The organism is Paludifilum halophilum (genome assembly GCF_002245355.1).
Taxonomy (GTDB): domain Bacteria; phylum Bacillota; class Bacilli; order Thermoactinomycetales; family DSM-45169; genus Paludifilum; species Paludifilum halophilum.
Genome location: NZ_NOWF01000012.1, coordinates 61,354 through 86,065, shown reverse-complemented (window position 1 = coordinate 86,065; position 24,712 = coordinate 61,354). Strand labels below are relative to the sequence as shown.

20 protein-coding genes are annotated in these 24,712 nt (G+C 54.7%); 8 read left to right on the top strand and 12 right to left on the bottom strand.

The window, feature by feature from the left end; genetic code table 11:
• Window positions 1-60 precede the first annotated feature (60 nt).
• The gene (gene gltC, locus CHM34_RS16460; RefSeq protein ID WP_094265703.1) at window positions 61-966 is read left to right on the top strand and encodes a glutamate biosynthesis transcriptional regulator GltC; all 906 of its coding nucleotides are present in this window, start codon (window positions 61-63) and stop codon (window positions 964-966) included.
• A gap of 113 nt (window positions 967-1,079) precedes the next feature.
• On the opposite strand, the gene CHM34_RS16455 is transcribed toward gltC, so the two are convergent.
• Window positions 1,080-2,096 carry a glycerophosphodiester phosphodiesterase family protein gene (locus CHM34_RS16455; protein ID WP_094265702.1) on the bottom strand — a complete coding sequence of 339 codons (1,017 nt, stop codon included), beginning with the start codon at window positions 2,094-2,096 and terminating at the stop codon, window positions 1,080-1,082.
• 135 nt (window positions 2,097-2,231) lie between these two features.
• On the opposite strand from CHM34_RS16455, the gene CHM34_RS16450 reads away from it, so the two are divergent.
• Window positions 2,232-2,411, top strand: coding sequence for a hypothetical protein (locus CHM34_RS16450; protein WP_094265701.1), 180 nt, complete (start codon window positions 2,232-2,234; stop codon window positions 2,409-2,411).
• A 48-nt stretch (window positions 2,412-2,459) separates the two neighbouring features.
• Here CHM34_RS16450 and CHM34_RS16445 read toward each other — a convergent pair whose 3' ends face one another.
• From CHM34_RS16445 to fabG, 6 genes are all read right to left on the bottom strand, one after another.
• Window positions 2,460-3,248, bottom strand: coding sequence for an SDR family oxidoreductase (locus CHM34_RS16445; RefSeq protein ID WP_094265700.1), 789 nt, complete (start codon window positions 3,246-3,248; stop codon window positions 2,460-2,462).
• Between the two features lie 66 nt (window positions 3,249-3,314).
• Window positions 3,315-4,544, bottom strand: coding sequence for an acyl-CoA dehydrogenase family protein (locus CHM34_RS16440; RefSeq protein ID WP_094265699.1), 1,230 nt, complete (start codon window positions 4,542-4,544; stop codon window positions 3,315-3,317).
• Between the two features lie 108 nt (window positions 4,545-4,652).
• Window positions 4,653-6,326 (bottom strand): long-chain fatty acid--CoA ligase, encoded by a 1,674-nt coding sequence (locus CHM34_RS16435; RefSeq protein WP_094265698.1) that lies wholly within the window; start codon window positions 6,324-6,326, stop codon window positions 4,653-4,655.
• 51 nt (window positions 6,327-6,377) lie between these two features.
• On the bottom strand, window positions 6,378-6,794 hold the full coding sequence (locus CHM34_RS16430) for a MaoC/PaaZ C-terminal domain-containing protein (RefSeq protein WP_094265697.1): 417 nt from the start codon (window positions 6,792-6,794) through the stop codon (window positions 6,378-6,380).
• Window positions 6,791-7,243: a MaoC family dehydratase N-terminal domain-containing protein gene (locus tag CHM34_RS16425; protein ID WP_094265696.1), complete on the bottom strand. Its 453-nt coding sequence runs from the start codon at window positions 7,241-7,243 to the stop codon at window positions 6,791-6,793. The genes CHM34_RS16430 and CHM34_RS16425 overlap by 4 nt, the downstream gene beginning before the upstream one ends.
• Before the next feature lie 34 nt (window positions 7,244-7,277).
• The gene (gene fabG / locus CHM34_RS16420; protein ID WP_094265695.1) at window positions 7,278-8,039 is read right to left on the bottom strand and encodes a 3-oxoacyl-ACP reductase FabG; all 762 of its coding nucleotides are present in this window, start codon (window positions 8,037-8,039) and stop codon (window positions 7,278-7,280) included.
• Window positions 8,040-8,608: 569 nt separating this feature from the next.
• Here fabG and CHM34_RS16415 point away from each other — a divergent pair.
• From CHM34_RS16415 to CHM34_RS16390, 6 genes are all read left to right on the top strand, one after another.
• Window positions 8,609-10,183 (top strand): pyridoxal phosphate-dependent decarboxylase family protein, encoded by a 1,575-nt coding sequence (locus CHM34_RS16415; protein ID WP_094265694.1) that lies wholly within the window; start codon window positions 8,609-8,611, stop codon window positions 10,181-10,183.
• Window positions 10,137-11,978: an IucA/IucC family protein gene (locus CHM34_RS16410; RefSeq protein WP_094265693.1), complete on the top strand. Its 1,842-nt coding sequence runs from the start codon at window positions 10,137-10,139 to the stop codon at window positions 11,976-11,978. The genes CHM34_RS16415 and CHM34_RS16410 overlap by 47 nt, the downstream gene beginning before the upstream one ends.
• 25 nt (window positions 11,979-12,003) lie before the next feature.
• A complete protein-coding gene (locus CHM34_RS16405) occupies window positions 12,004-12,555 on the top strand; it encodes a GNAT family N-acetyltransferase (RefSeq protein ID WP_206093831.1) in 552 nt (183 codons plus the stop codon).
• Window positions 12,548-13,918, top strand: a complete 1,371-nt coding sequence (locus CHM34_RS16400) for a lysine N(6)-hydroxylase/L-ornithine N(5)-oxygenase family protein (RefSeq protein ID WP_206093827.1) — start codon at window positions 12,548-12,550, stop codon at window positions 13,916-13,918. The genes CHM34_RS16405 and CHM34_RS16400 overlap by 8 nt, the downstream gene beginning before the upstream one ends.
• A 6-nt stretch (window positions 13,919-13,924) precedes the next feature.
• Entirely contained in the window at window positions 13,925-15,742 is a 1,818-nt protein-coding gene (locus CHM34_RS16395; protein WP_141201745.1) for an IucA/IucC family protein, read from the top strand.
• An 84-nt stretch (window positions 15,743-15,826) separates the two neighbouring features.
• Window positions 15,827-17,008 (top strand): MFS transporter, encoded by a 1,182-nt coding sequence (locus tag CHM34_RS16390; RefSeq protein ID WP_169713788.1) that lies wholly within the window; start codon window positions 15,827-15,829, stop codon window positions 17,006-17,008.
• A 220-nt stretch (window positions 17,009-17,228) separates the two neighbouring features.
• Here the strand turns inward: CHM34_RS16390 and CHM34_RS16385 are convergent, their stop codons facing one another.
• The 5 genes from CHM34_RS16385 to CHM34_RS16365 form a co-directional block, all read right to left on the bottom strand.
• A complete protein-coding gene (locus tag CHM34_RS16385) occupies window positions 17,229-19,193 on the bottom strand; it encodes a glycoside hydrolase family 15 protein (RefSeq protein WP_094265690.1) in 1,965 nt (654 codons plus the stop codon).
• A 90-nt stretch (window positions 19,194-19,283) separates the two neighbouring features.
• The gene (locus tag CHM34_RS16380) at window positions 19,284-21,050 is read right to left on the bottom strand and encodes a glycoside hydrolase family 13 protein (protein ID WP_094265689.1); all 1,767 of its coding nucleotides are present in this window, start codon (window positions 21,048-21,050) and stop codon (window positions 19,284-19,286) included.
• A gap of 22 nt (window positions 21,051-21,072) precedes the next feature.
• Entirely contained in the window at window positions 21,073-21,918 is an 846-nt protein-coding gene (locus tag CHM34_RS16375) for a sugar ABC transporter permease (protein WP_094265688.1), read from the bottom strand.
• Window positions 21,915-23,138 carry a sugar ABC transporter permease gene (locus CHM34_RS16370; RefSeq protein WP_094265713.1) on the bottom strand — a complete coding sequence of 408 codons (1,224 nt, stop codon included), beginning with the start codon at window positions 23,136-23,138 and terminating at the stop codon, window positions 21,915-21,917. The genes CHM34_RS16375 and CHM34_RS16370 overlap by 4 nt, the downstream gene beginning before the upstream one ends.
• A gap of 172 nt (window positions 23,139-23,310) precedes the next feature.
• On the bottom strand, window positions 23,311-24,573 hold the full coding sequence (locus tag CHM34_RS16365) for an extracellular solute-binding protein (protein WP_094265687.1): 1,263 nt from the start codon (window positions 24,571-24,573) through the stop codon (window positions 23,311-23,313).
• Window positions 24,574-24,712 lie beyond the last annotated feature (139 nt).

The window sequence follows — 24,712 nt, the reverse complement described above, 5'->3', positions numbered from 1 at the left end:
ATATATAATTAAGATGAAAACCATCTCAAAATGAGATGGATGAGTGGTGGAGGGGTTCGGATGGAGTTTAGACAGATTCAATATTTTATCGAAGTCGCTCAACGTGAACATGTCACAGAAGCCGCCCACACTCTGCATGTGGCTCAGTCAGCGGTCAGCCGGCAAATCGCCAATCTGGAATCGGAATTGGGAGTTCAGCTGTTTATCCGTGAAGGTCGTAATGTGAGATTGACCCCGATGGGGAGAATCTTTTTGGAACACGCAGAAAAATCGGTCATGGAGATTGAAAAAGCCAAGCTGGAAATCGATGAATTTCTGGATCCGGAACGAGGAACCATCCGTCTCGGCTTCCCGAGCAGTTTGGCCACTCATATCCTGCCCACCGTGATTTCCGCCTTTCGCACCCGGTATCCGGATGTGGGATTTCAGTTGCGGCAAGGGTCCTTTCGACAACTGGTCCACTCCGTCGTCAAGGGGGAGGTGGAACTGGCGTTTATCGCTCCCGTCCCGACGGAAGAGAAAGACTTTGAAGGACATATTTTTTTCTCGGAAAAAATCGTCGCCCTTCTCCCCTCCAACCACACCCTCTCCGACCAACCCGCCCTGCGCTTGGATCAGTTACAGAATGATTCCTTCGTCCTTTTTCCCGACGGGTTCATCCTTCACCGGATTGTGGTGGATGCTTGTCATCAGATGGGATTTCAACCGGTCATCTCTTTTGAAGGGGAAGACATCGATGCTATTAAGGGATTGGTGGCTGCGGGATTGGGTGTGACCCTTCTCCCCGAGGTGACACTGATCGACAGCGTGCCGCGGGGAACCGTCAAAATCCCGGTCAGCGAACCGGAATTAACGCGAACGGTAGGTACCGTGATTCCGAATAACCGGGATCTTCCCCCCTCGGAAAAACTGTTTCACGATTTTCTGAAGGAATTCTTTGCTGCTCTGGACCGGTTCAGACAATAACCCCCTTCAAAACTTACCCCTTACAACAAACAGCGGGAGTGCTTCCACTCCCACTGTTTCCGACTCGATCCAACCCGGTTTTCCTTTCACCGGTCTCTGATTGTAATAATCGGTCAATTCCTCTCCGTTTCACCCTTCAGCAGAGGAGCCACCCGGTCGATTCGGTTGGTCCAGATCCCCCCGATAAAATCGGAGGGCAGACGCTTAAGATCCTCCGCCGTATCAAATCCACCTGAAAAACCATCGACATAACGGACGACGATCACGCGTGTTCCAGCCCGGTCCATTCGGTTGAGAAAACGATCGGGCCATCCCCAGATCCATGGAGCGATTTGGGCAGGTAAGTGCAACTGGGTCTGCTCACAGGCCTCCGGTACCGCCCCAGTCCATCCGATCGCGATATATGGAAGCAAACAACTCTTCATGGAAGCAAGGGACATGGTACGTAAGTCGGGAAGGTGCTCCTGTAAAGCCGCGATGGGTTTATCTCCCCCGTATACCGTGAGACGCTGGAGACGATCCGCCGGCAGAGAAGAAAGACGCTGGGCAAGCTTTACCCCTTCTTCCCGGTCCTCACTTTTAACATGGATGAGAAACGAACGGTGCGGAAAGGCCGACAACACTTCATCCAGCGATGGCATCCGACCGACGCCCGTTCCCCGGAAAGGAAACGTTTTTCCGCCGTCTGCCGTATAACCGTAACCGATGTCGAGTCCCTTCAGCTCTTCCATGGTATGATCCCGTATCATACCGCTACCATTCGTACGGCAATCGAGAGTCCGGTCATGAAAGACAGCAAACCGATCGTCTGCTGTCAATTGGACATCGAACTCGACCACATCGGCACCGGCCTCAAATGCCGCCCGCATCGAAGAAACTGTGTTTTCCAAGTAAGAATGCTCCGGTGGATGAATTCGTGCAGCCGTGCAGCTTTCGTTTTTTAAACCGGCGATGTCAAAGGTCTGGGCAAGCCCGCGATGGGCGAGGAGGAGAGGTTCGCCAGCACGCGGTTGAGCGAGGAGGGAACTGTTGTTGAGATAAACAAAGATCAGAAGCGCAAGAAGTATCCAGAAGATTTTCCGTTTCACCGTTTTCTGTATCCAACGTCGTACCCTATTCCGCTTTGCCATTGTACCCTCCATCGAGAATCGTATATACCAACCAAATATCAGGACTTACCGCTTTCTTCACTCCTCATGGATATGGAATAAAAACAGCCAATGAATAACAATTTATGAGCAACCAACCGATAAAGGAGAAAAACAATGACGGAAGAACCTCAAAAACAAGTGAATCGACTGATTGATGAAGCCATCCATTTGTTAAACGATCACACGGAAGTATCCCCGAACGCCCCCCTAGCTGTCGAACATTTACAGATTGCCAGGGATCAAGTGAATCAAAAATACAGAATTGAAAGCTGGGGTTGGTCGAATGACACATGATGCCCCCCGTCTCAACCAGAGATTCGGGGGGTTTCGCCCATCCATTTCTCAGATCGATTTTACCATGCCGCCGTCGACGATGATGGAACTGCCGGTAACATAGGAACTGGCATCGGAGACGAGAAAGGTAACCACTTTGGCGAACTCCTCCGGTTTCCCGTACCGCTTTAACGGAATCCCCTCCCGGGACTGTTGTTCAATCTGTTCACGAGAAACGCCTTGTTGATCCGCTTGTTTCCGGTCGAGCTCAGCCACCCGATCCGTGGCGATGCGCCCCGGCGCAACGGTGTTGATCAAAATGTGATAAGGGGCCAACTCTGCAGCCAACGTTTTGGTTAATCCGACAATGCCCAGGCGAAAAGCATTGGATAAAATCAAGCCGGGAATCGGTTCCTTGATGGACGAAGAGGCGATATTGACAATCCGTCCCCCCTTCCGCTTCATATCCGGCAACACTTCCCGAATGATCCGGATATAACTGAGCAAGTTTAATTCAAAAGCGTTTTGCCAGTCGGCATCGGTTAACTGTTCAAAAGTTCCCCCCGGCGGACCACCGGCATTGTTGATTAAGAGATCGATGGGTTTCCCGAAGGTTTCCCGCGTCACCTGAATGAGAGCTTGGATGTCTTTCGATTGTGTGATATCGGCACGATGATAGGAAACACGGCCCGTACCCAAAGGAGACAATTCTTCTTGAGCCGCACGCAGTCTCTCTTCATCACGGCTCGTCAACATGACATCCGCCCCTTCTTTCACCAGCTGAGCAGCAATGGCTTTTCCCAGCCCCTTGCTCGATGCAACCACAAGGGCGACTTTTCCATCCAAATGAAGTTCCACGGATCTATGCTCCTTTTTAAGAGGGGTTCGTGTCTATCTTACATCATACCCATCTCGGGAACATCATCAGGATCGTCCTCCAGCGCCCCGGGAAACCGCCTCTTCCTTTTCAAAAGGCCAGGCAGGCAAGTATTTGCGCAATTCCTTATCTTTTCGGTAGCCGAGTGCGTACTCCCCTTGCACCACTTGGTGGATTTCCCGAGTTCCTTCATAAATGACAGGAGCTTTGGCGTTTCTCATGTAACGTTCCACCGGAAACTCATGGGAATAGCCGTTTGCCCCGTGAATTTGGACGGCATCAACGGCGGCATTGAAGGCGGCGTCACAGGCGCACCATTTAGCGAGAGAGGTCTCCCGGGTGTTCCGGAATCCCCGGTTTTTCATCCACCCCACCCGGTAGACCAAAAGCCGGGAGGTCTCCAAACCCGCTACCATTTGGGCGATCATTTGCTGAACCAGCTGGTGTTTGCCGATGGGTTTTCCGAAGGTTTCCCGTTCGTTGGCATATTTCACACTGGCTTCAATGCAGGCGTCAATCAATCCGACCGCCCCGCCGGCAACGCTGAAACGTCCGTTATCCAGGGCGGACATGGCAATCTTGAATCCTTCTCCTTCTTCCCCGACGCGATTTTCTTTCGGAACCCGCACGTTGTCCAAGAAAACCTCCCCGGTATTACCGGCGCGAATCCCCAGTTTATGTTTGAAGCCGCGAGTGGAAACGCCGTCAAACGTCCGCTCCACGATGAAACAGGACAAGCCTTTGTGACCGTCCTCCGGAGAGGTTTTGGCGAAGACCAGGATGTGATCCGCCACATCACAAAGGGAGATCCACGTTTTGCCCCCGTTGAGGATATAATCGTCGCCATTCCGGATCGCCCGGGTTTGCATGGAAGTCACATCGGAACCGGCGTTGGGTTCCGTCAAGGCATAAGCACCCACCTTCCGTCCCTGTGCCTGCGGAACGAGATATTTTTCCTTCTGAAACTCATCCCCCCATTGCAAAAGCGTCATGCTGTTCAGGGCCGTATGAACGGAGACCGCCGTTCGAAAAGCCGTATCACCCCTTTCCAGTTCCGCACAGATGATGGCTAATGTGTTGTAGTCCATCCCCTGCCCGCCATACCTTTCGGGAATGCAGGATCCCATCAGACCCAGGTCCGCCATTTTCTCAATGATGCCGGTCTCGAAATGCTGTTCCGCATCCCATTTTTCAATATAGGGGTTGATTTCCCGGTCGACGAATTTGCGGACCATCTTTTGAACGGCCTGTTGATCTTCTGAAAGCAAAAAATCCATGATGCGGTTCCTCCTTTTGATCAGGATAGGGACCGATTTTGACGAAAAGGTAAAAGGGAGCCGGTACCGGATCGTCGGCTCCCCCTGAAACTTCTCCTGGACTCCGCTCTACCTCTGCTTCGCTCCCTCCCATTCCTTCTCTTGCAACTGGCGCCACAAAACCTTTCCGGTCGCCGTCATCGGCAGCCGATCCACAAATTCCACCCTGCGCGGATGTTTATAGGCGGCCATCCGACCCTTGGACCACTCCATGATCTCCTCTTCGCTCACATGCCCCCGATCCTTTTCATGCAGAACGACATAAGCCTTGACGGTTTCCCCCCTCCTCGGGTCGGGGGCACCGACCACGCAGGCGGATTGCACCTTTGGATGCTGATACAGGATGGACTCCACTTCCGTCGGCCACACTTTGTATCCGGAAGCGTTAATCATGCGCTTCGCTCGGTCGACGATGAAAAAATAACCGTCTTCATCATAGCGTCCGATGTCGCCCGTACGGAGAAACAGTTTTCCCTCCAGGGTGATGAACGCTTGTTCCGTTTCTTCGCGGCGATTCCAGTAACCTTTAAAGACTTGCGGTCCATGGACGACAATCTCTCCTTCTTCTCCAGCCCCCCGTTCTTCCAGGGTTTCGAGATCGACAATCCGCGCATCGACACCAAAAGAGGGAATGCCCAAACATTGCAGTTTTGGGGAATCCGGCGGATTGAAATGAGTCTGCGCCATCGTTTCCGACAATCCGTAACCCTCTACATACCGGACACCCGTCCGTTCTATCAGTTTCTCTCCGATCGCTCGGGGGACAGGGGCACCGCCCCCTCCTACATAGGTCAGAGAGCTGAGATCGTATTTCGTCACATCCGGCATCGCGAGAAAATCGACCAGCATTGTACTGATGTTGGTCCAGTGGGTGCATTGACACCGCTCGATCAGCTGCGCCGCCACCTCTCGCTTCCATCGGGTCATGACAACCATGGTGCTTCCGGAAAAGATGGGGATATGCATTCCGTGGACCATTCCGGTCACGTGAAAAAGCGGAAGCGTTGTCAGGTTGACACCGCTTGCTGTCATGTTGCCCCAAGCTGCACCCCCGACCGTGTTGGCCTGGACGGTCTTGGAAGTGTGAATGCAACCTTTCGGTCGACCGGTGGTGCCTGAAGTGTAGGGGAGTACCACAGGGGCATCCGGATCGAAAGAGACGGGATCCGGCGGCAGGTTCAAAGCCAGCGCCTCCCTCCAACGGGTCACGTGAGGATCAGCCAACGTTTTCGGGTTTTCCTTTACACTGTCCGGTAACTCCAAATCTGTCTGCCGATCCGTGTAATCGGCGTAGGCGGCAACCAACACATGTTCCAGGGATGTCTTCCGGTTAAAAGGGGCGATCCGGTCATACAGCTCCTGTCCGACAATAGCCAGTTTGGGTTCGCTGTCGTCGATGTAAAAACCGAGTTCGTCGGTCACCAGCATCGGATTGATCGGAACAACAACCGCGTTTACTCGTATGATCGCGTAATAAGCGATCATGAACTGGGGAGAGTTTTGCATGAAAAGCAACACGCGGTCGCCGGCGGTTACACCCCGCTCGTGTTGCATGAAACCGGCCAGGTGATCCACCGCCTCCAGAAACTCCCGATATCGAATGTCCGACCCGTAATAATACATAGCCGTCTTTTCAGGATACCGAAAAGCGGATACCTCCAGGTTGTGATACAGACCCGTATCCGGTACGACCAGCGATTTGGGCAGTCTGTTGGGCCAATGTCGGAAATGACGGGCAAACATGGAATCCCCTCCGCTTCTCCATAATGGTACTCGCCTTGCCCGGACTGTTCCTCAAACGAGAAACGTCAACTCTCCCACAGCGACATGCTCCTCTTTCCGGTTTTGCGCAATCACCTCAAACCAGTAAACCGTCTCAGCCCCTTTTTCCTCTTTTTCAGCCACGCTTGCACCGATCATGATAACGTCGTCGACAAACACCTTGCCGACAAAACGGGTATAAAAATCCCGCACCCAACCGTATTTCAGATACGGGGAAAATAATCGCGAGATTTTGGCCATGGTCAGCATTCCGTGAGCGATCACCCCCGGCAATCCTGCTTTTTCGGCCTCCGCGTCAATGGTGTGAATCGGGTTGAAGTCCCCCGATGCTCCGGCATATTGGATCAGCTCCAACCGGGTCACAGGCGGAAGGGTGATCGGTTCCAGCGCATCTCCGACTCTCCATTGAATCCCTGAGTCCACGGTCATGCGCTCAACTCCCTTCGGACCGCTTCTGTTACGATCAGGGTGGATTCGGCGGTAAACACGCGATCTCCTTTTTGATCCTCCCCGATCCGTTCAAAAGTGAGAAAGGTCAGCCGTCCACTCTTTCCCTCTTTTTCAAATACGTCTTTTAAAGTGAGATAACAAAAGATCTCCTCACCGATCCATAAAGGCCGTTCGTACTGAAAACGCTGACTTCCGTGTATCAGACCGCTTTTCGGCAGTTGAAGCCCCGGAATCGATCCATAGCGGAAAGTGATGGGAAAAGTGGGCGGGGCCATCCACCGTCCGTACCGAAGATGTTTGGCCCCTTCTTCACAGAGATAAAGCGGTTGAGGATCTCCGATCGCTTCAGCGAAGTTACGGACAGCTCCCTTTTCCACCCCGTTCCATTCACCGGGTGACCGGCTTCCGACCCAATGGTCCCAATTCACGTCGATTCACCCCCGAATCTTTGGTAATGTTCAATTACGCTTTGGGACCGCCTGCGACATAAAGGACTTGCCCGTTGACGAAAGAGGATTCGTCAGAAGCGAAAAACAGCGCGGCATTGGCGATGTCTTCCGGTTTTCCCGAGCGACCGACCGGAATCTGTTTTCGAGCCGCCTCGATGAAGTCTTCAAAATCCATCCCGACTCGGGCCGCCGTTTCCCGGGTCATATCGGTTTCGATAAATCCCGGAGCGACAGCATTGCAAGTGATTCCGAATTTGCCAAGTTCGATCGCCAAGGTTTTGGTAAAGCCCTGTAAACCGGCTTTGACAGCGGAATAGTTGGCTTGACCCCGGTTGCCGAGGGCCGATGTGGAAGACAGGTTAATGATCCTTCCATAATGTTGTTCTACCATATGTTTTTGAACGGCCCGACTGCACAAAAAACTTCCGGTCAAATGAACATGTAACACCCGATTCCAATCGTCGTCCGTCATTTTGAACAACAGATTGTCCCGGATGATACCTGCGTTGTTGACGAGAATGTCCAAACGTCCCCAGGATTGCAGGATCTCGTTGACGGTAGCCTCCACTTGATCCCGGTCGGTCACATCGGTGGTAACCGCTTTCACTTCCAAACCTTTCTCTTTCAATTCCCTCTCCGTTTCCTGCAGCCGTCCCCCGTTCACATCCGTCAGACACACTTTGGCCCCTTCCTGAGCAAAACGGCTGGCGATGCTTTTTCCGATGCCTCGTCCGGAACCGGTCACCCATGCGACTCTACCGTTTAATCGTCCCACTGATTTTCCCCCCAAAATGATGCATCGTCACTGGCCAGAAAAGCCGCCACATTAGCAACTTCCTCCGGTTTACCCGCCCTGCCTCTCATCCCGGGCCTGTTCGGAGGATCATGCGAAACATGATTCCCTTTACATACCAACTGGTTAGTATGTATTTACTATTCTATTTCAATTTATGTGTATATTCAAACCCTTTTGTTTCCCGGGTGGAATAAAGCGATCGTTGTGTTACAGGCGATCGAAACAACATCTTCCCTATCCATTTAAATTTTTTTCAATTCCTTATTTACTCCCGGCAACGGAGATGGTAGAATATACACAGCAAAAATGAAAATGATTATCATTATCATTTTCGGGATGAATTCAGTTTTGTCTTCGTCCCTGTGAAGGCCGGCCGCCAATGGGTTGGCGGACCGAATCAACCGAAAAGCTTCTTCCGGCTGCTCTGTCCTTCTACCTGGCGATGAAGGATCTTTATTTTCAATCGTTATTGATAACGATTATCATTATTGTTTTGTTTCACTGCCGGAGAAACGTTCCGCTCAATGGTGTATGGGAGGAAGAAGATCATGACCACTCAACCATCATCTGTTATGGACCACTTATTTCTCAATGAAACCGCAGATTCCCGCTCCTCTTATCGGCGGGCCTTGAATGCGGCACACAACGTCATATTGGACCAATTCGCCCGGTTGCCCGGTGCTTTCAGCGGAAGGGAAGCGAACTGGATCGCTTCCCGGATCGAACACCTCGACATCTGTCCGGAGGCGGGAACAGACATCGAGGCGGTGCTGGAACAAGCGGGGAAAACGGTGGTTCGCCATTCCGTGGCCGTCCATCACCCCGCTTGCGCCGCTCATCTCCATTGTCCGCCCCTCATCCCTTCCCTGGCGGCGGAAGCCCTCATCAGTTCGATGAACCAATCGATGGATTCCTGGGACCAAAGTCCAGCCGCCACCCTGCTGGAACAGCGGATGATTCGGTGGTTGTGCGGCCTGTTCCGTTACGGCGGGCAGGCGGACGGGGTTTTCACCAGCGGCGGAACCCAATCCAACTTCATGGCCCTTTTGCTCGCCCGGGACCATTTTTCGATGACCCGGCTGGATTGGAACGTGCAGAAAAACGGTCTGCCCCCGCAAGCGGACCGCCTGCGAATTCTTTGCTCCGAAGCCGCCCACTTCACCATCAGACAAGCGGCCGCCCTCTTAGGCCTGGGGCAGGAAGCCGTCGTCAGCGTGAAAACCGATGCCAACCACCGCATGTCCCTTAAAGATCTGGACCGGCAGTTGGCCGACATGGAGGGGCGGGGGCTGATCCCCTTCGCCCTCGTGGGCACCGCCGGCACAACGGATTTCGGCAGTATCGACCCTCTCCCCGAGCTGGCCGCACGGGCCGGACACCGGGGACTGTGGTTCCATGTGGACGCTGCGTACGGCGGCGCGCTTGCCTTGAGTGACCGATATAGCCACCGGCTGGCGGGCATGGATCATGCGGACTCGATCGCGGTCGATTTTCACAAGCTGTTTTACCAGCCGATCAGCTGCGGCGCCTTTTTGACCAAGGAATCGGCCCCATTCGACCGGATCAAACTGAATGCCGATTATCTCAACCCGGAAGAAGAGGAGTCCCAAGACACGCCCAACCTGGTGGACAAATCGATTCAGACCACGCGGCGCTTCGATGCCCTGAAGTTGTTTATCTCCTTGAGAACACTCGGCAGGAACGGATTCTCCCGAATGATCGAGAACACCTTGGAAACAGCTCGGGAGGCCGCTCGCCTGATGACGGAGGACCCCCGGTTGGAAGTCATCAACCCTTCCCCGGAACTAAATGCCGTCGTCTTCCGTTACCTCCCCCGATCCGCTGGAGAAGGGGTCAGCGACTCCGAGTGGCAGGATCAACTCAATCGAAGGATCCGTCACTCCCTCCTGTCGGAAGGGAAAGCGGTGATCGCCCAGACCAAGGTAGACGGAGCGACCTGCCTCAAACTGACCCTTTTGAATCCGCGCACCACACCGGAAGACATCCAGTCGATCCTGGAGGAAGTCAAACTGGCCGGATTCCGGCTGGAAAAAACGAAGGGAGAGTGTTTCGAACATGTCCCACTCTTTGGCACGGCAGGCCACCATGCAGAGTTTCTTTAATTGCTACCTGCGAGAAACCGGGAAATTTGAGGTCATCGATGACAACTCCGGCCGGAAAGATCTCTACCGGCCCGTCCTGAAGGATTCTCCTGTCGGAAAAGCGATCCGTTGTCCCCTGCCCAGGCATCGCTTGGAGATTCTCGCACCGCTTCGCTACCGGTCGGAAACCCAACGGCACCTGTTCGCTTTTCCCTTCCGCTACCGGAGTCTCTCCTCAGAGTCATGGCTGTTCCTCGACTACATCACCCTGGTGGCCCTCGTCGTCAAAGAACTGGCGATCGAGCGCGACATCGACGACATTCCCGAAGATCTGGTCGAACGGGTCATTCAAAGTTGCGGCCACATCCAGACTTACATACAGGCCCGAAAGGGAGACGAAAAGGCTCTGTACCACCCCGAGTTTCACTTTTTAGATGCGGAACAATCGCTCATCTTCGGTCATCTTCTCCATCCCACCCCGAAGAGCCGCCAGGGGTTGTCGGAGCGGGAACAGGCCGCCTATTCCCCCGAACTGAAGGGAGCCTGTCCTCTTTACTATTTCCGGGCCCATCCTTCCATCGTTCGGGAGGATTCCACATGGGATGCCACCGCCACCCGACTGGTCAAAGATGAGCTTCTGTCCGATCCGGAAATTTCCGGGGAGTTCAAAAAAACGTATTGCGGCGACGACGATGATTCCATTCTCCCTGTGCACCCCCAGCAGGCCGCTCACCTGCTCCGCCAGCCGCGGATCCGGGAATGGATCAACCGGGGGTTATTGGAGGATTTGGGGATCCAGGGGCGGGCATGGTACGCCACTTCTTCCCTGCGCACGCTGTATCATCCGGACGCCCGTTTCATGCTGAAAGGGTCGGTCAACATCAAAATCACCAACTCCCTCCGCCTCAACAAGCAAAAGGAAATGGAACGGGGGGTGGAGGTCTCGAGAATGATGAAAACCCGCATCGGTGAAGAGATGAAGCAAGCATTTCCCGACTTCCACATCATCGAGGATCCGGCGTACCTCACCCTGGAGGACCCTGAACGGGAAGAATCCGGTTTTGAAGTGGCCATCCGGGAGAATCCCTTCCGAGGGCGGGAAGGCGACTGCGTTACCTTGATCGCGGGGCTGTGTCAGGATCCCCTGCCCGGTGAACAGTCCCGTCTGGCCCGCTTGATCACGACCCTTGCGAAAAAAGAGGGGAGAACGACCCAGGAAGTCAGCCTGGACTGGTTTCACCGGTACCTCGATCGAAGCCTGGAACCCTTGATGTGGCTGTATCTCACCTATGGAGTCGCATTGGAAGCCCATCAGCAAAACAGCTTGGTGAAACTGAAGGAAGGCTACCCTCACCGGTTCTTCTACCGCGACAACCAAGGCTACTACTACTGTCAATCCACCTTTCCCCAACTGCAGAGGATTTTTCCCGGAATCGACGGAAAGGGAGAGACCCGGTGCGAAGACCATGTGGCAGACGAGCGCCTGCGTTACTATTTCTTCCTCAACCACCTCATGGGTCTGATCAACGGATTCGGCACGGCGGGATTGGCAGAGGAAGAATCCTTGCTGGAACAGCTGCGGCAGCGGCTGCAACGGCTTCTCCCGCACAACCGGGAACCTTCCCGGCTATTGGAAAGCCTCCTTAGCGACGAACAACTGCCCTGCAAAGCCAACCTGCTCACCCGACTCCACGACATGGATGAGCTGGTCGGTCCGATGGAAAGTCAATCGGTCTACGTCCGGGTGATCAACCCCATCGTGAAAGGAGTGAAGGAACGTGACCTCGAACACGCGGGAAACGGAACGCGCCGGTAAAACCTTCGGTCTGTATCACCCGACGATCCAAAAACGGATCTCCTTTCGACCAGTAGAATTCGAAGAGGATCTGGAACGGCTTCATCAGTGGCACCACGAACCCCATGTGATTCCGTTCTGGAAGCTGAACATCCCCTTGGATCGATACCGCAAGCACCTGAAATCATTTCTGGCCGATTCCCATCAGGACCTCCACATCGGCATGCTGGAGGGAATCCCGATGAGTTACTGGGAGACCTATTGGGCGAAAGACGATGTCCTGGGCAAACATTACGACTGGCATCCCGCAGACCAGGGCGTTCACCTGTTGATCGGTCCCCCCTCCTACCTGGGAAAAGGATACGCCCTGCCGCTGCTCCAGACGATCACTCGCTGGTTGTTCCGACACGACGCGACGCAAAAAGCCGTGGCGGAACCGGACATTCGAAATGAAAAAATGATCCATATCTTCGAGAAATGCGGATTCCGTTTCCAACACGAGATCGAGCTTCCGGACAAACGGGCGGCCCTGATGTTTTGTCACCGTGAACCTTTTATCGAGAACTGGACCGAAGGAGTGGGATCCATCGATGTTTGAGCAATCATCCTCCCGAAAGATTCTGGATCTCCTGGGCGTGGGGATCGGCCCCTTTAACCTGGGACTGGCCGCCATGCTGACGAAAACGCCTGAAGTGGAGGCCCTGTTCCTGGAACAGAAACCCCGCTTCGCCTGGCACCCGGGGCTGTTGATCGAAGGCACGACCCTCCAGGTTCCCTTTTTCGCGGACGTGGTGACCATGGCTGATCCCACCAGCCCCTACAGCTTTCTCAACTACCTGAAGGAACATAACCGCCTCTACCATTTCTACTTTCTGGAACGCTTCCATATCCCCCGTCGGGAATACAACCATTATTGCGAATGGGTCGCCAACCGGCTGGACAACTGCCGTTTCGGTCAAAAGGTGGTGGATGTCCAATGGGTGGCAGAAGATCCGGAAAGTCATTACCGAGTGGAAGCGATCGACCCGAACACGGGGGAGACGCAGGTATACCGCACCCGGCACCTGGCCCTGGGCGTGGGAAGCGTTCCCCATATCCACGAACGATTCAGCGGTCTTCCTCCAGAAGACGTATTCCATTCCGCCCGTTTCCTCGACCGCCTGGAACGCTGCCGCAAAGCCCGTTCCATCACGGTGATCGGTTCCGGGCAAAGTGCCGCCGAAGTGTTTTATACCTTGTTACAGGAACAGGAGGACCACGGGTACCAGTTGGATTGGTTCACCCGTTCCGCCGGCTTCTTCCCGATGGAATATTCCAAACTGGGATTGGAGCACTTCTCCCCGGACTACACCCGACACTTTCACTCCCTGCCCCAGGAAAAACGGGACGAAAAGTTGCGGAATCAAGACCTGTTGTATAAAGGAATCAGCGCCGGCACCATTGCCGATATCTATGACCTGATCTACGAGCGGACCGTCGGAGCCCGAGAACTCCCTGTCCGCCTTCTCTCCCATACCGAATTGCGGGAGATTCGCCCGACTACCAACGCAGAAGGGACTTCGACCTATCGCCTTCACTGCCTGCACCGGGATACGGGGGAAGCCTTCGACCATGAAAGCGACGTGGTCATCCTGGCCACCGGTTACCGGCACCCCATCCCTTCCTTCGTCACCGGTCTCCATTCCCTGATCCGCTGGGACGAAGCGGGAAGATACGTCGTCGGACCGGACTACCGGCTGGCCCTCACGCAGGAAGCAGGAAACGACATTTTCATTCAAAACGGCGAATTGCACACCCACGGCGTGGGAGCCCCTGATCTCGGATTGGGTGCCCACCGGAACTCCGTCATCATCAACACCCTGACCGGACGGGAGGTTTACCCCGTATCCGATCGCAACGTCTTCCAGCAATTTGGGGTAACCGAAACTCCGATCGCCCACAAAATTCCGGTGAAAGGATGAACCAAGATGAACGAACCGAAACCGATCAACGACATTCTCCACACCCGATCCTGGGAAACCGTCTCCCGTGACCTTCTCACCAAAATGATCTCGGAATTCATGTATGAAGACATCATCTCGCCCGACGTCATTCAGAGCGAAGGGAAAAAGAAAACATACTCCCTGGAATTAAAGGGCGGCATCCGATACACCTTCGAGGCGAAAAAGCGACTGTTCGACAGCTTCGACGTCCTCCCCGAATCGATTGAACGGGAGGAAGCCGGCCGAAAAATACCGGCCGCCAATCCGATTCAATTCCTTCTCGATCTGCAACCAACCATCGGCATGTCCGGGGAGACCACGGGTCACCTCATCCGCGAATACCACCACACCCTGCTCGCGGACGCCCACATCCTGGCGAAAAAGCAGAACCGGCAAAAAGAGGTCGTCGACCTGGATTACGCCGAGCTGGAAGGGGAAATGGAGGGGCATCCCTGGATTACCTACAACAAAGGACGGATCGGATTCGGCTACGAGGATTACCGTTCCTATGCACCGGAACAGCAACAACCGGTTCGCCTCGGATGGATCGCCGTCCATCGGGAGAAAACTGATTTTCACGCCGTTCGCTCCGTGGATTATGACTCCCTGATCCGGGGGGAGCTGGAAGAGGAGACCCTGGATCGTTTCCGCGGCCGATTGGAAGAGCAGGGGTTGAACCCCGATGACTACCGGTTCATCCCCGTCCACCGGTGGCAGTGGGACCGCTGCATTCTCCCTTTGTTCGCCGAAGACATTGCCAACAAAGACATCGTTTATCTGGAGGAAGGAAAGGACTCGTATCTCCCTCAGCAATCCATCCGCACCTTTGTCAACACGAGTCACAAGGAGAAGCACCACGTCAAATTGCCCATGAGCATCCTCAACACATTGGTATACCGGGGATTGCCCGGTGAACGGACCGTGCTGGCTCCCAAGATCACCGAGTACATCAAAGGGATTTGGGAAAAAGACGAGTTCCTCCGGGACGAATGCCGTGTCGTTCTGCCCGGAGAGATTGCCAGCCTCAACTACGATCATCCCTATTACACCCGCTTACCGGGCGCCCCCTATCAGTACCTGGAAATGTTGGGCTGCATTTGGAGGGAGAGTATTTACACCTATATGGAGGAAGGGGAACAACCGATCACCCTGGCGGCACTCCTTCACGTGGACGGAAACGGCAAATCCTTTATCTCCAAGTTGATCCAACGCTCCGGACTGAGTGTCGACGAATGGGTGAAGCGGCTGTCCGACGTCATTCTTCCTCCCTTGCTCCACTTCCTGTACCGTTACGGGGTGGTCTTCTCCCCCCACGGTCAGAACACCATCCTGGTGCTGAAGAACGATATTCCCCACCGGTTGGCTGTCAAGGACTTCGTCGACGACGTCAACGTCAGCGACCAACCCCTGCCGGAACTGCGGAACCTGTCCGAGGACCTCAAGCAAGTGCTGCGGAGCGAACCCCCTGAAGGTCTGTGCCAATTCATCTTCACCGGGTTGTTCATCTGCCATTTCCGCTACCTCTCAGGCCTGCTGGAAAAGGAAGAGGGATATTCCGAGATCGCTTTCTGGACCCAGGTCCGCAAAACCATTCTCCGGTATCAGGAAGAACATCCCGAACTGAGGGAACGGTTCGAACTCTTCGACCTGTTGCGCCCCCGGTTTACCAAGCTCTGCCTTAACCGGAACCGCATGCTGGATTACGGGTACGGTGACGACGACGACCGGCCCCACGCTTCCGAATACGGGAAAGTGACCAACGCCTTGGCGGAAGTCGCGGATTCAAAGGTCGCATCATCATAACGAAGGAACGCCCGTATGGAAATACGGGCGTCTCCATTACCCACCCCGGGAACGGATGAAATGCCGTCCAAAGGAGGAAATCCGATGCAGACAAATCCAGCGACGGAAGTGGATCCGGACGCGTCTTCCGAACTGTGGTCGCGGAATTTCATCCTCATCTGCCTGACCAATTTCCTTGTTTTTGTCAGTTTCCAGATCTTCGTACCTACGCTTCCCCTGTATGTCGACCGGTTAGGCGGAAGCGAAAGCGCGGTCGGAGTCATTGTTGGTGCCTTCACCCTGTCCGCCGTGGTCATCCGTCCCTGGTTGGGCCGAATGGTGGATACCCACGGCCGGCGGGGAATCTATCTGGTGGGACTGCTGTTTTTTTTCGCAACCACTCTAGCTTATTTCAGCATGACGACCGTATTCCTTCTCTTCATTCTGCGGGTGCTTCACGGTTTCTCCTGGGGAGCGGTCACTACGGCGGCAAGCACCATTGCCACCGATCTGATTCCCGATCGCAGACGGGGGGAAGGAATGGGCTACTACGGTCTTTTCACCAATCTGGCGGTCGCCTTCGGCCCCGCCTTGGGCCTCTGGGTGGTGGAACGATACTCCTTCCCCGTTCTCTTCGCCGGGGCGGCCGGTCTCGTGTTTGCCGCATGGGCCACTGCCGTAACCATCCAGTATCCGGCTCCCCGGAGGGTTCCCGCTGAAGAGGAATCACGCCGCGACCGGATGACGGCGGGAGTCCTTACCAAGGGAACGTTAGCCACTTCGGCTATGGGCCTGTGCGTCACATTCACCCTTGGCGGAATTGTCGCCTACCTCCCGTTATTCGCCCAGGAACGGGGAATTCCCCATGCCGGATGGTTTTTCACGGTGTTCGCCGTGACCATGGTCGCGATCCGCCCCTGGGCGGGAAAGCTTTTCGACCGTCAGGGACCGCGGCTGACGATCCCCTGTGGACTGATCAGTTTGACCCTTTCTCTGGCTCTCCTCTCCGTCACTGATTCGCTGTCCGCCCTGCTGACGGCTGCAGCCCTCTACGGTACGGGATTCGGGGCGGTACACCCTTCTCTCCAGGCGTGGACGATTCAACGTTCCCCTTCCAGCGCCAAAGGGAGAGCCAACGGCATTTTTTTCGCCTCCTTCGATCTCGGTCTCGGGATCGGATCGATTTTGTCGGGGTTGGTCGTGGAACAGGCCGGATTCCCCGCTATGTTCCTCACTGCCGCGACCTCCCTGGTTCCTGCTTATATTCTGTTTTTACGGATCAAGTGACCCTTACTAACCGTGTAGCGTTTGGGATCGGTCCCGTCGTCAACCCACTTAGAAGCCTTGTGATTGAGCACGTCCTTGGCGGGTCGGGGTGGGGGTCCACCCTCCCGAACAGGGGACTTTTTCACAACGCTTGTAGGCAGTCGATCTTTTCATCTCGAACAAAACAAGCCCCTTCCCGAACAGGAAGGGGTTACACCGCTTCCGATGCAAAAACCTTCGATCAATCCCGCACTTCCGCTTCAAACGGCTTTTCCCGGGCCTTGACCCACTCCAGCACGGTGAGCACCAGCATGGCATGGGACCAAGTGAGGGGGACAACCCAGGCAGGGTCGCCGGTGGATTTGTCAACCTGCTCCGGCAATAGATCCAGATCGGTCCGATGATTTGCTGCCCAGCGTAAGTATCGTTCCGCTCCGGCCCGATCACCGGCTTTTATCTTGTACAGGGCCAGCCACAATGTCGTCAGGATCCAGGGGTTTCCCCCGATATACGGATCCCCTTCATATCGCTGAATGCCTCCGACCGGACTTTGACCCAGGGCGGTTTCCACTGCTTGAGCGGTCTTTTTCACCCGTTCATCTTGGATGTCGAACATTCCGAAGGGGAGACTCACTCCCAGCAGGCTCACATCGATGACGGGATCCTCCCGCACATAATGGGTCGTGTAGCCTTTGTCATCCGTCTCGGTTTCCGTCTTAACTCCTCGGGCACAGGCCGTCTCATATGCCTCACGGGAGACCGCCAACTTAACGCCCCGGAAAAAAGACTCCCGATCGGCGTTCCAAAGCTGCTGGGCGGCGGCTTCCCGGATCCCTTCCGCCGCATGGAACCACCGTCTTGCTTCGGACATGCACCCCAACTCCCGAGCGGCACATGACGCTCCGGTCAGCCCGCCGAAGACGGCGGCAGCGGAATAGGTGTGCTCTCCACTCCGCTCTTCCCATAAATCCCGACTGGGGCGGGGGAGACCCGTCGCCGAATCGATGAATCCGACGAGAAACTCCGCTCCCTTGCGCAGGGTTGGCCACATCTCCTCCAGAAAAGGACGATCTTTCGTTTCGAGATAATGTTGCCACATCCCCCACAGGATGGAACCCGGTTCGTCGATCTGGAGTCCCCAATGAGGGGCGAGCCGCCCGTCCAGATAATGGCGTTGTTGCCAGCTGCCATCCGGACTTTGCGCCTTCACCGTCCAACGGTAAAACCGCCGAGCCCTGTCGTGGTAACCCGCCCGGTCAATCGCCGTGGTGATATAGGCGGCATCCCTTCCCCAACAATACGCATAACCGCCGCAACGGCTGAAATCCTCATCAAATTCGGGGGCGGCAATGAGACTGCCGTACTGTTCGTCGCTCATCAGTTTAAATACGATTAAGGAGCGGCGGTACAGGCAATCGATCGTCTCATCCCCTGTGCAAACCGGCTTCGCCTGAGCGAGATACTCTTTCCACCCGGCAAGGGTATTCGCACGCATCGTCTTCTCCCCTTTTTCCCGAGCCCGGGCGAGGCGGGTCAACGCGGCATGGTACCCGTCACCGAAAGCCAGATATACCGGTAACCGGACCGTTTCCCCGGGGTTCAGCTCTCCCAGATCCCGGTACAAGGCCCCGTCGGTGGTCATGGCGATCTCATTGCCATTCAGTATCCCTCCTTCCGCCGCTTCCCAGGCATCTCCCGCCTGAAACCCGTCCACCGGCCCATCGAAGCCTACAGCACAGGCGTATGGATTCCGAAAGTGGACCAGAGACTCTTCCTGACGGTCGAAGGCCACCGTATTGTACCGCCGGCTTTCCATCATGGCCAGAGAGGTATAAAGATACATTTGAACCGGAACCGGTTGTTCCGATTGATTGGTGACCCCGTAATCCCGGACGAAGATGTCCTCCCCGTCTACCGCAAAATCCTCCACTCTCACGGAAACCCCGATTTCCGCATGGTCCGCGACAGTTACCAGATGAGCGGAGTCCCCCACATATTCCTGGCGGTGAACCCAACCTTCCCCGTCAGTCCATAACACGCCCTTCGTCACTCCCGGGAGGCGGACACCCGCCGACATCCGGTCCATATGCTGCGGACCGTCCACCCGGGGCCACCAGAGTCGATACAGCCGGCTGTTCTTGCCGAAAGCAGCCAACATTTTTCCGTTTCCCGCCACTCCGTCGATTAAGAACGGTTTTTTCTCCATTCTCCATTCTCTCCTATCTCATGTTGATTGTTGGATTCAGTCGGTGTTCACGTGCAATCGGTTGCAGAAACGGCAACATTCTCCCCCGGTTCACTTTATGGCTCTCTCCGGCACCAATAAGGCTCCTTGCCCCGCGTCCAGGGTGCAGAAGACGTGTTTTTCCTCGACTGTGAACCGGCCTCCCGACAGCGGATCGAGCAGAACGGCTCCCTCTCCCCATGCAGTCCCCTCCAACCGGATCGACCGACGCCGATCTCCGTTATTGATCACCACCCCGACACTCTCTTCTTGGTATCGCCTCAAAAAAGCATAAATTCCTTTTTTCCCGTCCACCTTCCAGGTGCGGTAATCCCCCCGGCGCAAGGGGGCCAGTCGATGCCGGAGATCCAAAAGCTTCCGATGAAAATCGAAGAGTTCCCGATCCTGCTTTTCCTCCTCCCAAACCATCGGTCGGCGGCAGTCGGGGTCAGGTCCCCCCTCCATGCCGACTTCATCCCCGTAGTAGATCATCGGAATTCCCGGATAGGTCATCTGGAAGAGAACCGCCAGTTGGAACCGTTTTCGATCATGGTTGCACCGGGTGAGAAAACGTTCCGTGTCATGGGATCCGAGTAAGTTCCACATGGCAGAAGCCGCCTGTTCCGGAACTCCCATCCGAGCAGATGTCAGCCGGGCTTCAAATTCCTCCGCCGTCCACTCGCAGGTGGCGAAAAAGGAGATAACCGCCTCTCGAAAACGATAGTTCATCACAGAATCCCACTGATCGCCCCGCAACCACGGACCGGGATCGTGCCAGATCTCCCCCACGATCAGGGCATCCGGGTTGACACTACGGATCCGTTCGCGAAAAGCCCGCCAAAACGCCGCATCCACTTCATTGGCCACATCCAGCCGCCAACCGTCGATCCCCATCTCCCGGGTCCAATACTCCGCCACATTCAGAAAGTACTCCCGCACTTCCGGGAGATGGGTCATCAGCTTGGGCATATCGGGGATATGGTCTGCAAAAGTTTCGTAATGGGGTTGAGGGGACATCACCACGGGAAAGTCGCGAATCCGGAACCAGTTCTTATACGGAGAAGCCGCCCCTTTTTCCTGGACGTCCCGGAAGGCGAAAAAGCCGGAGCCGGAATGGTTGAACACTCCATCGAACAAAACGCGGATCCCGTAATGGTGTGCGGTTTCCACCATGGCTTTGCACGTCTTCCAGTCACCGAAACCAGGGTCGATTTGTTCATAATCGTCAATGTTGTACTTGTGATTGGAAGGAGAGCGGAAGATCGGGGTGAGATAAAGGGTGTTCACCCCCAACTCCGCCAACCAAGGTATCCGGTCGATGATGCCTTTCAAATCCCCTCCGTAAAAACTGTCAGATTTCGGGGGTGTGTTGCTTTTCCAGGGAAGCACCCCCTCCGGGTCCAGGCCGGCATCCCCGTTGGCGAACCGCTCGGGAAAAATCTGGTACACCGCCGCATCCCGGGCCCACTCCGGCACCCGGAGAACCGCTTCTTCATGAATGTAAGCATAATGAAACACCCCGGCGGCCCCCCGCTCCTGCGAAATTCCTTTCTCCCCGTACCACCAGGTGTTTTCCTCGGTATCCAGCCGGAAAACATACTGTACCCGTCGGGTAGGAGCTGGGATCACCCCTTCAAACCAATCGAACCATAAGTCCGAGGCGGTTTGAGTAAGAAGAACCTCTTCCTCTTCCTCCTCCGATCGGTACCGGTCCCCGTGGAAGACCCGGCAACCCGAAACCTCCCCTTTTTTTGTCCGGATCCGGACCCGAAGCTGATCCAACTCCAAGGGGTAAGCATATGGGGACTCCGGCCGGTGATGGATCGTTTCCAACAACATCTTCATCTCCCTTCGGGATTTTTTATCCTTTCGAGGCACCCGCGGAAAGACCGGATACAAAGTACCGTTGCAACATCAGGAAAAAGGCAGCGATGGGAAGAGCGATCAACACCGAGCCGGCGGCGAAACGGGTAAAGTTCTGCCCGAATTTCTCATTGATAAAGCCGAACAAGCCCACCGCCAACGTCTGTTGATCCGGGCTGGTCAGAACGATCTGGGGCAAGAGGAAATCCGCCATCGGCATAATGAAATTAAATAGGGCCACCACGGCAATAATCGGTTTGGCCAGGGGCAACATGATCCGGAAGAAGATCGTATGGTGCCCCGCACCGTCCAGTCGGGCCGCCTCGTCCAATCCACGGGGAAGAGTGTCGAAATAGCCTTTTACCAACCACGTGTTAAAAGGAATCTGGGTTCCGGCATAAATGAGGATCAAACCCAGGTGGGTGTCCAGTAAGTTCACCATATTGAGCAGAACGTAATAAGCTACCATGGCCATCGTCGGGGGAAACATCTGCAGAATGAGAAAGGTCATCAGCCCGTATTTCCGACCGACAAATTGGTAACGGGAAAAGGCATAGGCCGTACCGGCAGTGAGGAGGACGGAGACGGAAGCATTGATCAGCGAAATCTTGAGGGTATTCCAGTACCAGGTCAGGTATTGGCTGTCCGGGTCCGTCAATAGCCAACGGTAATGCTCCAGGGTAGTCTTGTCCGGAATCATCTGGCTGGAAAAAAGGCTGGTTCCCGGGTTGAGGGAAGAACCGATGATCCACAGTACCGGAAACACCGTAGCCGCTACCATCAACAGCAGAATAGCATAGGTTGCCACCAAACCCAGATGGGACTTCCACGTGTAGGTTCTCATTGGATCAAATCCTCTTCCTTAAAGGCTCGAGTTTTTCGGAACTGATACAGGGAAACCCCCATCACGAACAGCGACATGATGATCGTCACCGCCGCGGCGTAGTTAAACTTGTGAACTTCAAAGGTGAGTTTGTACACCCAGGAGATCAGGATGTCCGTCCCGCCTGCCGATTGCCCCGGAACAGCGGGTTTTCCCTGATTGAAGAGATAGATGACATTGATGTTGTTAAAATTGAAGGCGTATTGCGTGATCAGGACCGGTGCCGTCGCATATAGCACCAGAGGCAGGGTGATATTGCGGAATTTTTGCCAGGCGGTGGCCCCATCCACTTCCGCCGCCTGATACAAGTCGGAGGAGATGCTTTGCAACACCCCGGTACACAGCGCCATACTGAACGGAAAACCCAGCCAAAATTGGATCAGCAAGAGCGCGATCCGGGTCCAGAGGGGTTCGGTCATCCAAGGAATGCCGCTGAGCCCCAACATCCCCAGCATTTGATTGATCGGACCGAAATGACCGTCAAAGAGTCCGGAAAAAACCAGAATAGACACAAAGGATGGCACCGCCCAGGGCAGGATCAACACGGTCCGGAAAAACTTCTTGAACCGGACCCGTTTCTGGTTGATCAGTACGGCGAGGAAAAGACCCAGGGCAAATTGAACCGTCGTGCTGACCAGCGTCCAAACGATGGTCCAGGAAAATACGCTGACGAAAGAGTTTCTCCAAAGTTCGGACTGAAACATATTGATGAAATTGGAAAATCCGACCCAATCCACCAACCGCGCCGGCGGGGAATGGTAGAGATCATAGTTGGTAAAAGCGAGAGCCACCATGAACAGAATCGGGAAGATCACCGTAAAGACCAGTAATATCAACCCTGGCATCACCAGGAAATAAGGATACCCCCGGTCCGTCACCATCCGCCGAGTTTCCCCAATCGTAGGCGGTTTCTCCCCCCGTGCCCGGATCTTTCCAATCCGGTAGGCGTCCCGGATGTTGAGACCGTAAACCCCCAAACCGAAAACAATCAAGATCAGGGCGATAATCCCCTGAGCCAAAAGCATGATGGAGTGATCCAAAAAGGGTTCAGTTCCCAGGGTGACAATCCCCCACAGACCCATGTTGAGAAAATCGAAGAAGACCACCAGAAATGCGATTTCGATGATCAGGAAGGACAAGCCTTTCCACCACTGTCGGTTGTACATCTGCCCCAAACCCATCACCAGGGCTGACAAAAGCGCCGCCGTTCGGGGAACAGACCCGGAAGGTACCGGATGCGGATTGCGGTCGGTTACCGTTGGACGGGATGCCACTTTCGGTATACCTCCTTTTCCGTTCAAAGCAAAGGAAGGCGGGACGACAAAATTGCGGCCCCACCCCCCCTCGCCGAAGTTATTGTTTCTGGGTTTGGAGCTTCTCCTTAATCTGTTTTACTGCACCGTCCAAAGCCTCCTTGGGCGTCTGTTCCCCTTTGGCCACAAAGGAGACGGCGTCAGCCATCGGATCCCACACCTGGCTCATCTCCGGCACATTGGGCATCGGAACACCGCTGGCCGCTTGCTCGGCAAAACCGTTTACCTGTTCGTCGTCCTTGACGATGGGATGTTCCAGCAGATCCGTGCGGGAAGGAATCTCCCCGGTAGTTTTAAACCGGTCCTGCAACGCTTCCTTCCCAGTCAGAAACCGGACCAAGTCCGTCGCCCAGTATTCATTCCGGGTATAGGCGGAGACATAGAGTCCTTTCACCCCGATAAACGTCTTCGGATCCTTTCCGTTGATCGGGGGAATCGGGCTCACCCCGACATCGATCCCGGCGTCCTCGTAGTCCTTCACCGCCCAGGGACCGTTGAGGACGGCAGCCACTTTTCCTTCTTTAAACAGGCCATTCACGGTATCAGCTTTTAACCCCCGGGGGATGAGTTGATCCTTATACCAGGAACCGATCGTTTCCATGGCTTGAATGGAACCTTCATTATTCAAACCGATATCCTCAGTGTTCATTCGACCGCCTTCATCCTTGAATACATAACCGCCGAAGGCATGAAACACAAAGAAGTCGTGATAGAAATTCTCCCCTTCGTAGAGAAAACCGTATTTCTCTTTGGCGGGATCCGTATTCTCCTCGGCGAATCGGATCAGCTCTTCAAAGGTTTTCGGCGGTTCCTTCATCCTATCTTTGTTATAAATCAACGCGATGCTTTCTGTATTTCGGGGAAGACCGTACAGCTTTCCGTCATATTGCATCGCCCGGAGGGCGGACTTGTTGTATGCATGAATCCGATCCTCTTCGACGTCGATGGGCTGGATCAAACCTTTGATGGCCGCTTCCCCGATCCGGTCGTGGGGCCAGGTCACCACATCAGCTCCTTTGTTGTTGGGACCGTCCAATGTCAATTTCTCCTGCTGTTTCAAAATATCGACGCCGACTACTTTCACTTGGATCCCGGTTTTTTCTTCATATTTCTCAGCCATTCGCTCGGTGTGTTTCAGATGACGGGCCTCCTTATTCTCCCAGATCACCAGTTGCTCAGGCTTTTCTTCCTTTCCGGCTTCCTTTTTGTCCGGATCGGCGTCCCGCTGAGGTCCGCAACCGGCCAAGACTCCCACTGTGAGGAGGAATATCATTGCGATGGACCCCCATATTCTCCACTTCATGACCCATAACCCCCTTTTGAATGGATAATGCAACCGTTTGCACTAATAGCCATAAAAAAGACATCAAAGTGAAAACGTTTGCATCTATTTTATTCGTCATTCTTTTCTGTTTTCCTCCTCGATCACAGAAAAAAGTATG

Bases quoted from the DNA above. Each gene is read 5' to 3' on its own strand.
- gltC (WP_094265703.1), top strand. From the start codon at position 61: ATGGAGTTTAGACAGATTCAATATTTTATCGAAGTCGCTCAACGTGAA.
- CHM34_RS16455 (WP_094265702.1), bottom strand. From the start codon at position 2,096: ATGGCAAAGCGGAATAGGGTACGACGTTGGATACAGAAAACGGTGAAA.
- CHM34_RS16450 (WP_094265701.1), top strand. From the start codon at position 2,232: ATGACGGAAGAACCTCAAAAACAAGTGAATCGACTGATTGATGAAGCC.
- CHM34_RS16440 (WP_094265699.1), bottom strand. From the start codon at position 4,544: ATGGATTTTTTGCTTTCAGAAGATCAACAGGCCGTTCAAAAGATGGTC.
- CHM34_RS16435 (WP_094265698.1), bottom strand. From the start codon at position 6,326: ATGTTTGCCCGTCATTTCCGACATTGGCCCAACAGACTGCCCAAATCG.
- CHM34_RS16430 (WP_094265697.1), bottom strand. From the start codon at position 6,794: ATGACCGTGGACTCAGGGATTCAATGGAGAGTCGGAGATGCGCTGGAA.
- CHM34_RS16415 (WP_094265694.1), top strand. From the start codon at position 8,609: ATGACCACTCAACCATCATCTGTTATGGACCACTTATTTCTCAATGAA.
- CHM34_RS16410 (WP_094265693.1), top strand. From the start codon at position 10,137: ATGTCCCACTCTTTGGCACGGCAGGCCACCATGCAGAGTTTCTTTAAT.
- CHM34_RS16400 (WP_206093827.1), top strand. From the start codon at position 12,548: ATGTTTGAGCAATCATCCTCCCGAAAGATTCTGGATCTCCTGGGCGTG.
- CHM34_RS16395 (WP_141201745.1), top strand. From the start codon at position 13,925: ATGAACGAACCGAAACCGATCAACGACATTCTCCACACCCGATCCTGG.
- CHM34_RS16390 (WP_169713788.1), top strand. From the start codon at position 15,827: ATGCAGACAAATCCAGCGACGGAAGTGGATCCGGACGCGTCTTCCGAA.
- CHM34_RS16385 (WP_094265690.1), bottom strand. From the start codon at position 19,193: ATGGAGAAAAAACCGTTCTTAATCGACGGAGTGGCGGGAAACGGAAAA.
- CHM34_RS16380 (WP_094265689.1), bottom strand. From the start codon at position 21,050: ATGTTGTTGGAAACGATCCATCACCGGCCGGAGTCCCCATATGCTTAC.
- CHM34_RS16375 (WP_094265688.1), bottom strand. From the start codon at position 21,918: ATGAGAACCTACACGTGGAAGTCCCATCTGGGTTTGGTGGCAACCTAT.
- CHM34_RS16370 (WP_094265713.1), bottom strand. From the start codon at position 23,138: ATGGGTTTGGGGCAGATGTACAACCGACAGTGGTGGAAAGGCTTGTCC.
- CHM34_RS16365 (WP_094265687.1), bottom strand. From the start codon at position 24,573: ATGAAGTGGAGAATATGGGGGTCCATCGCAATGATATTCCTCCTCACA.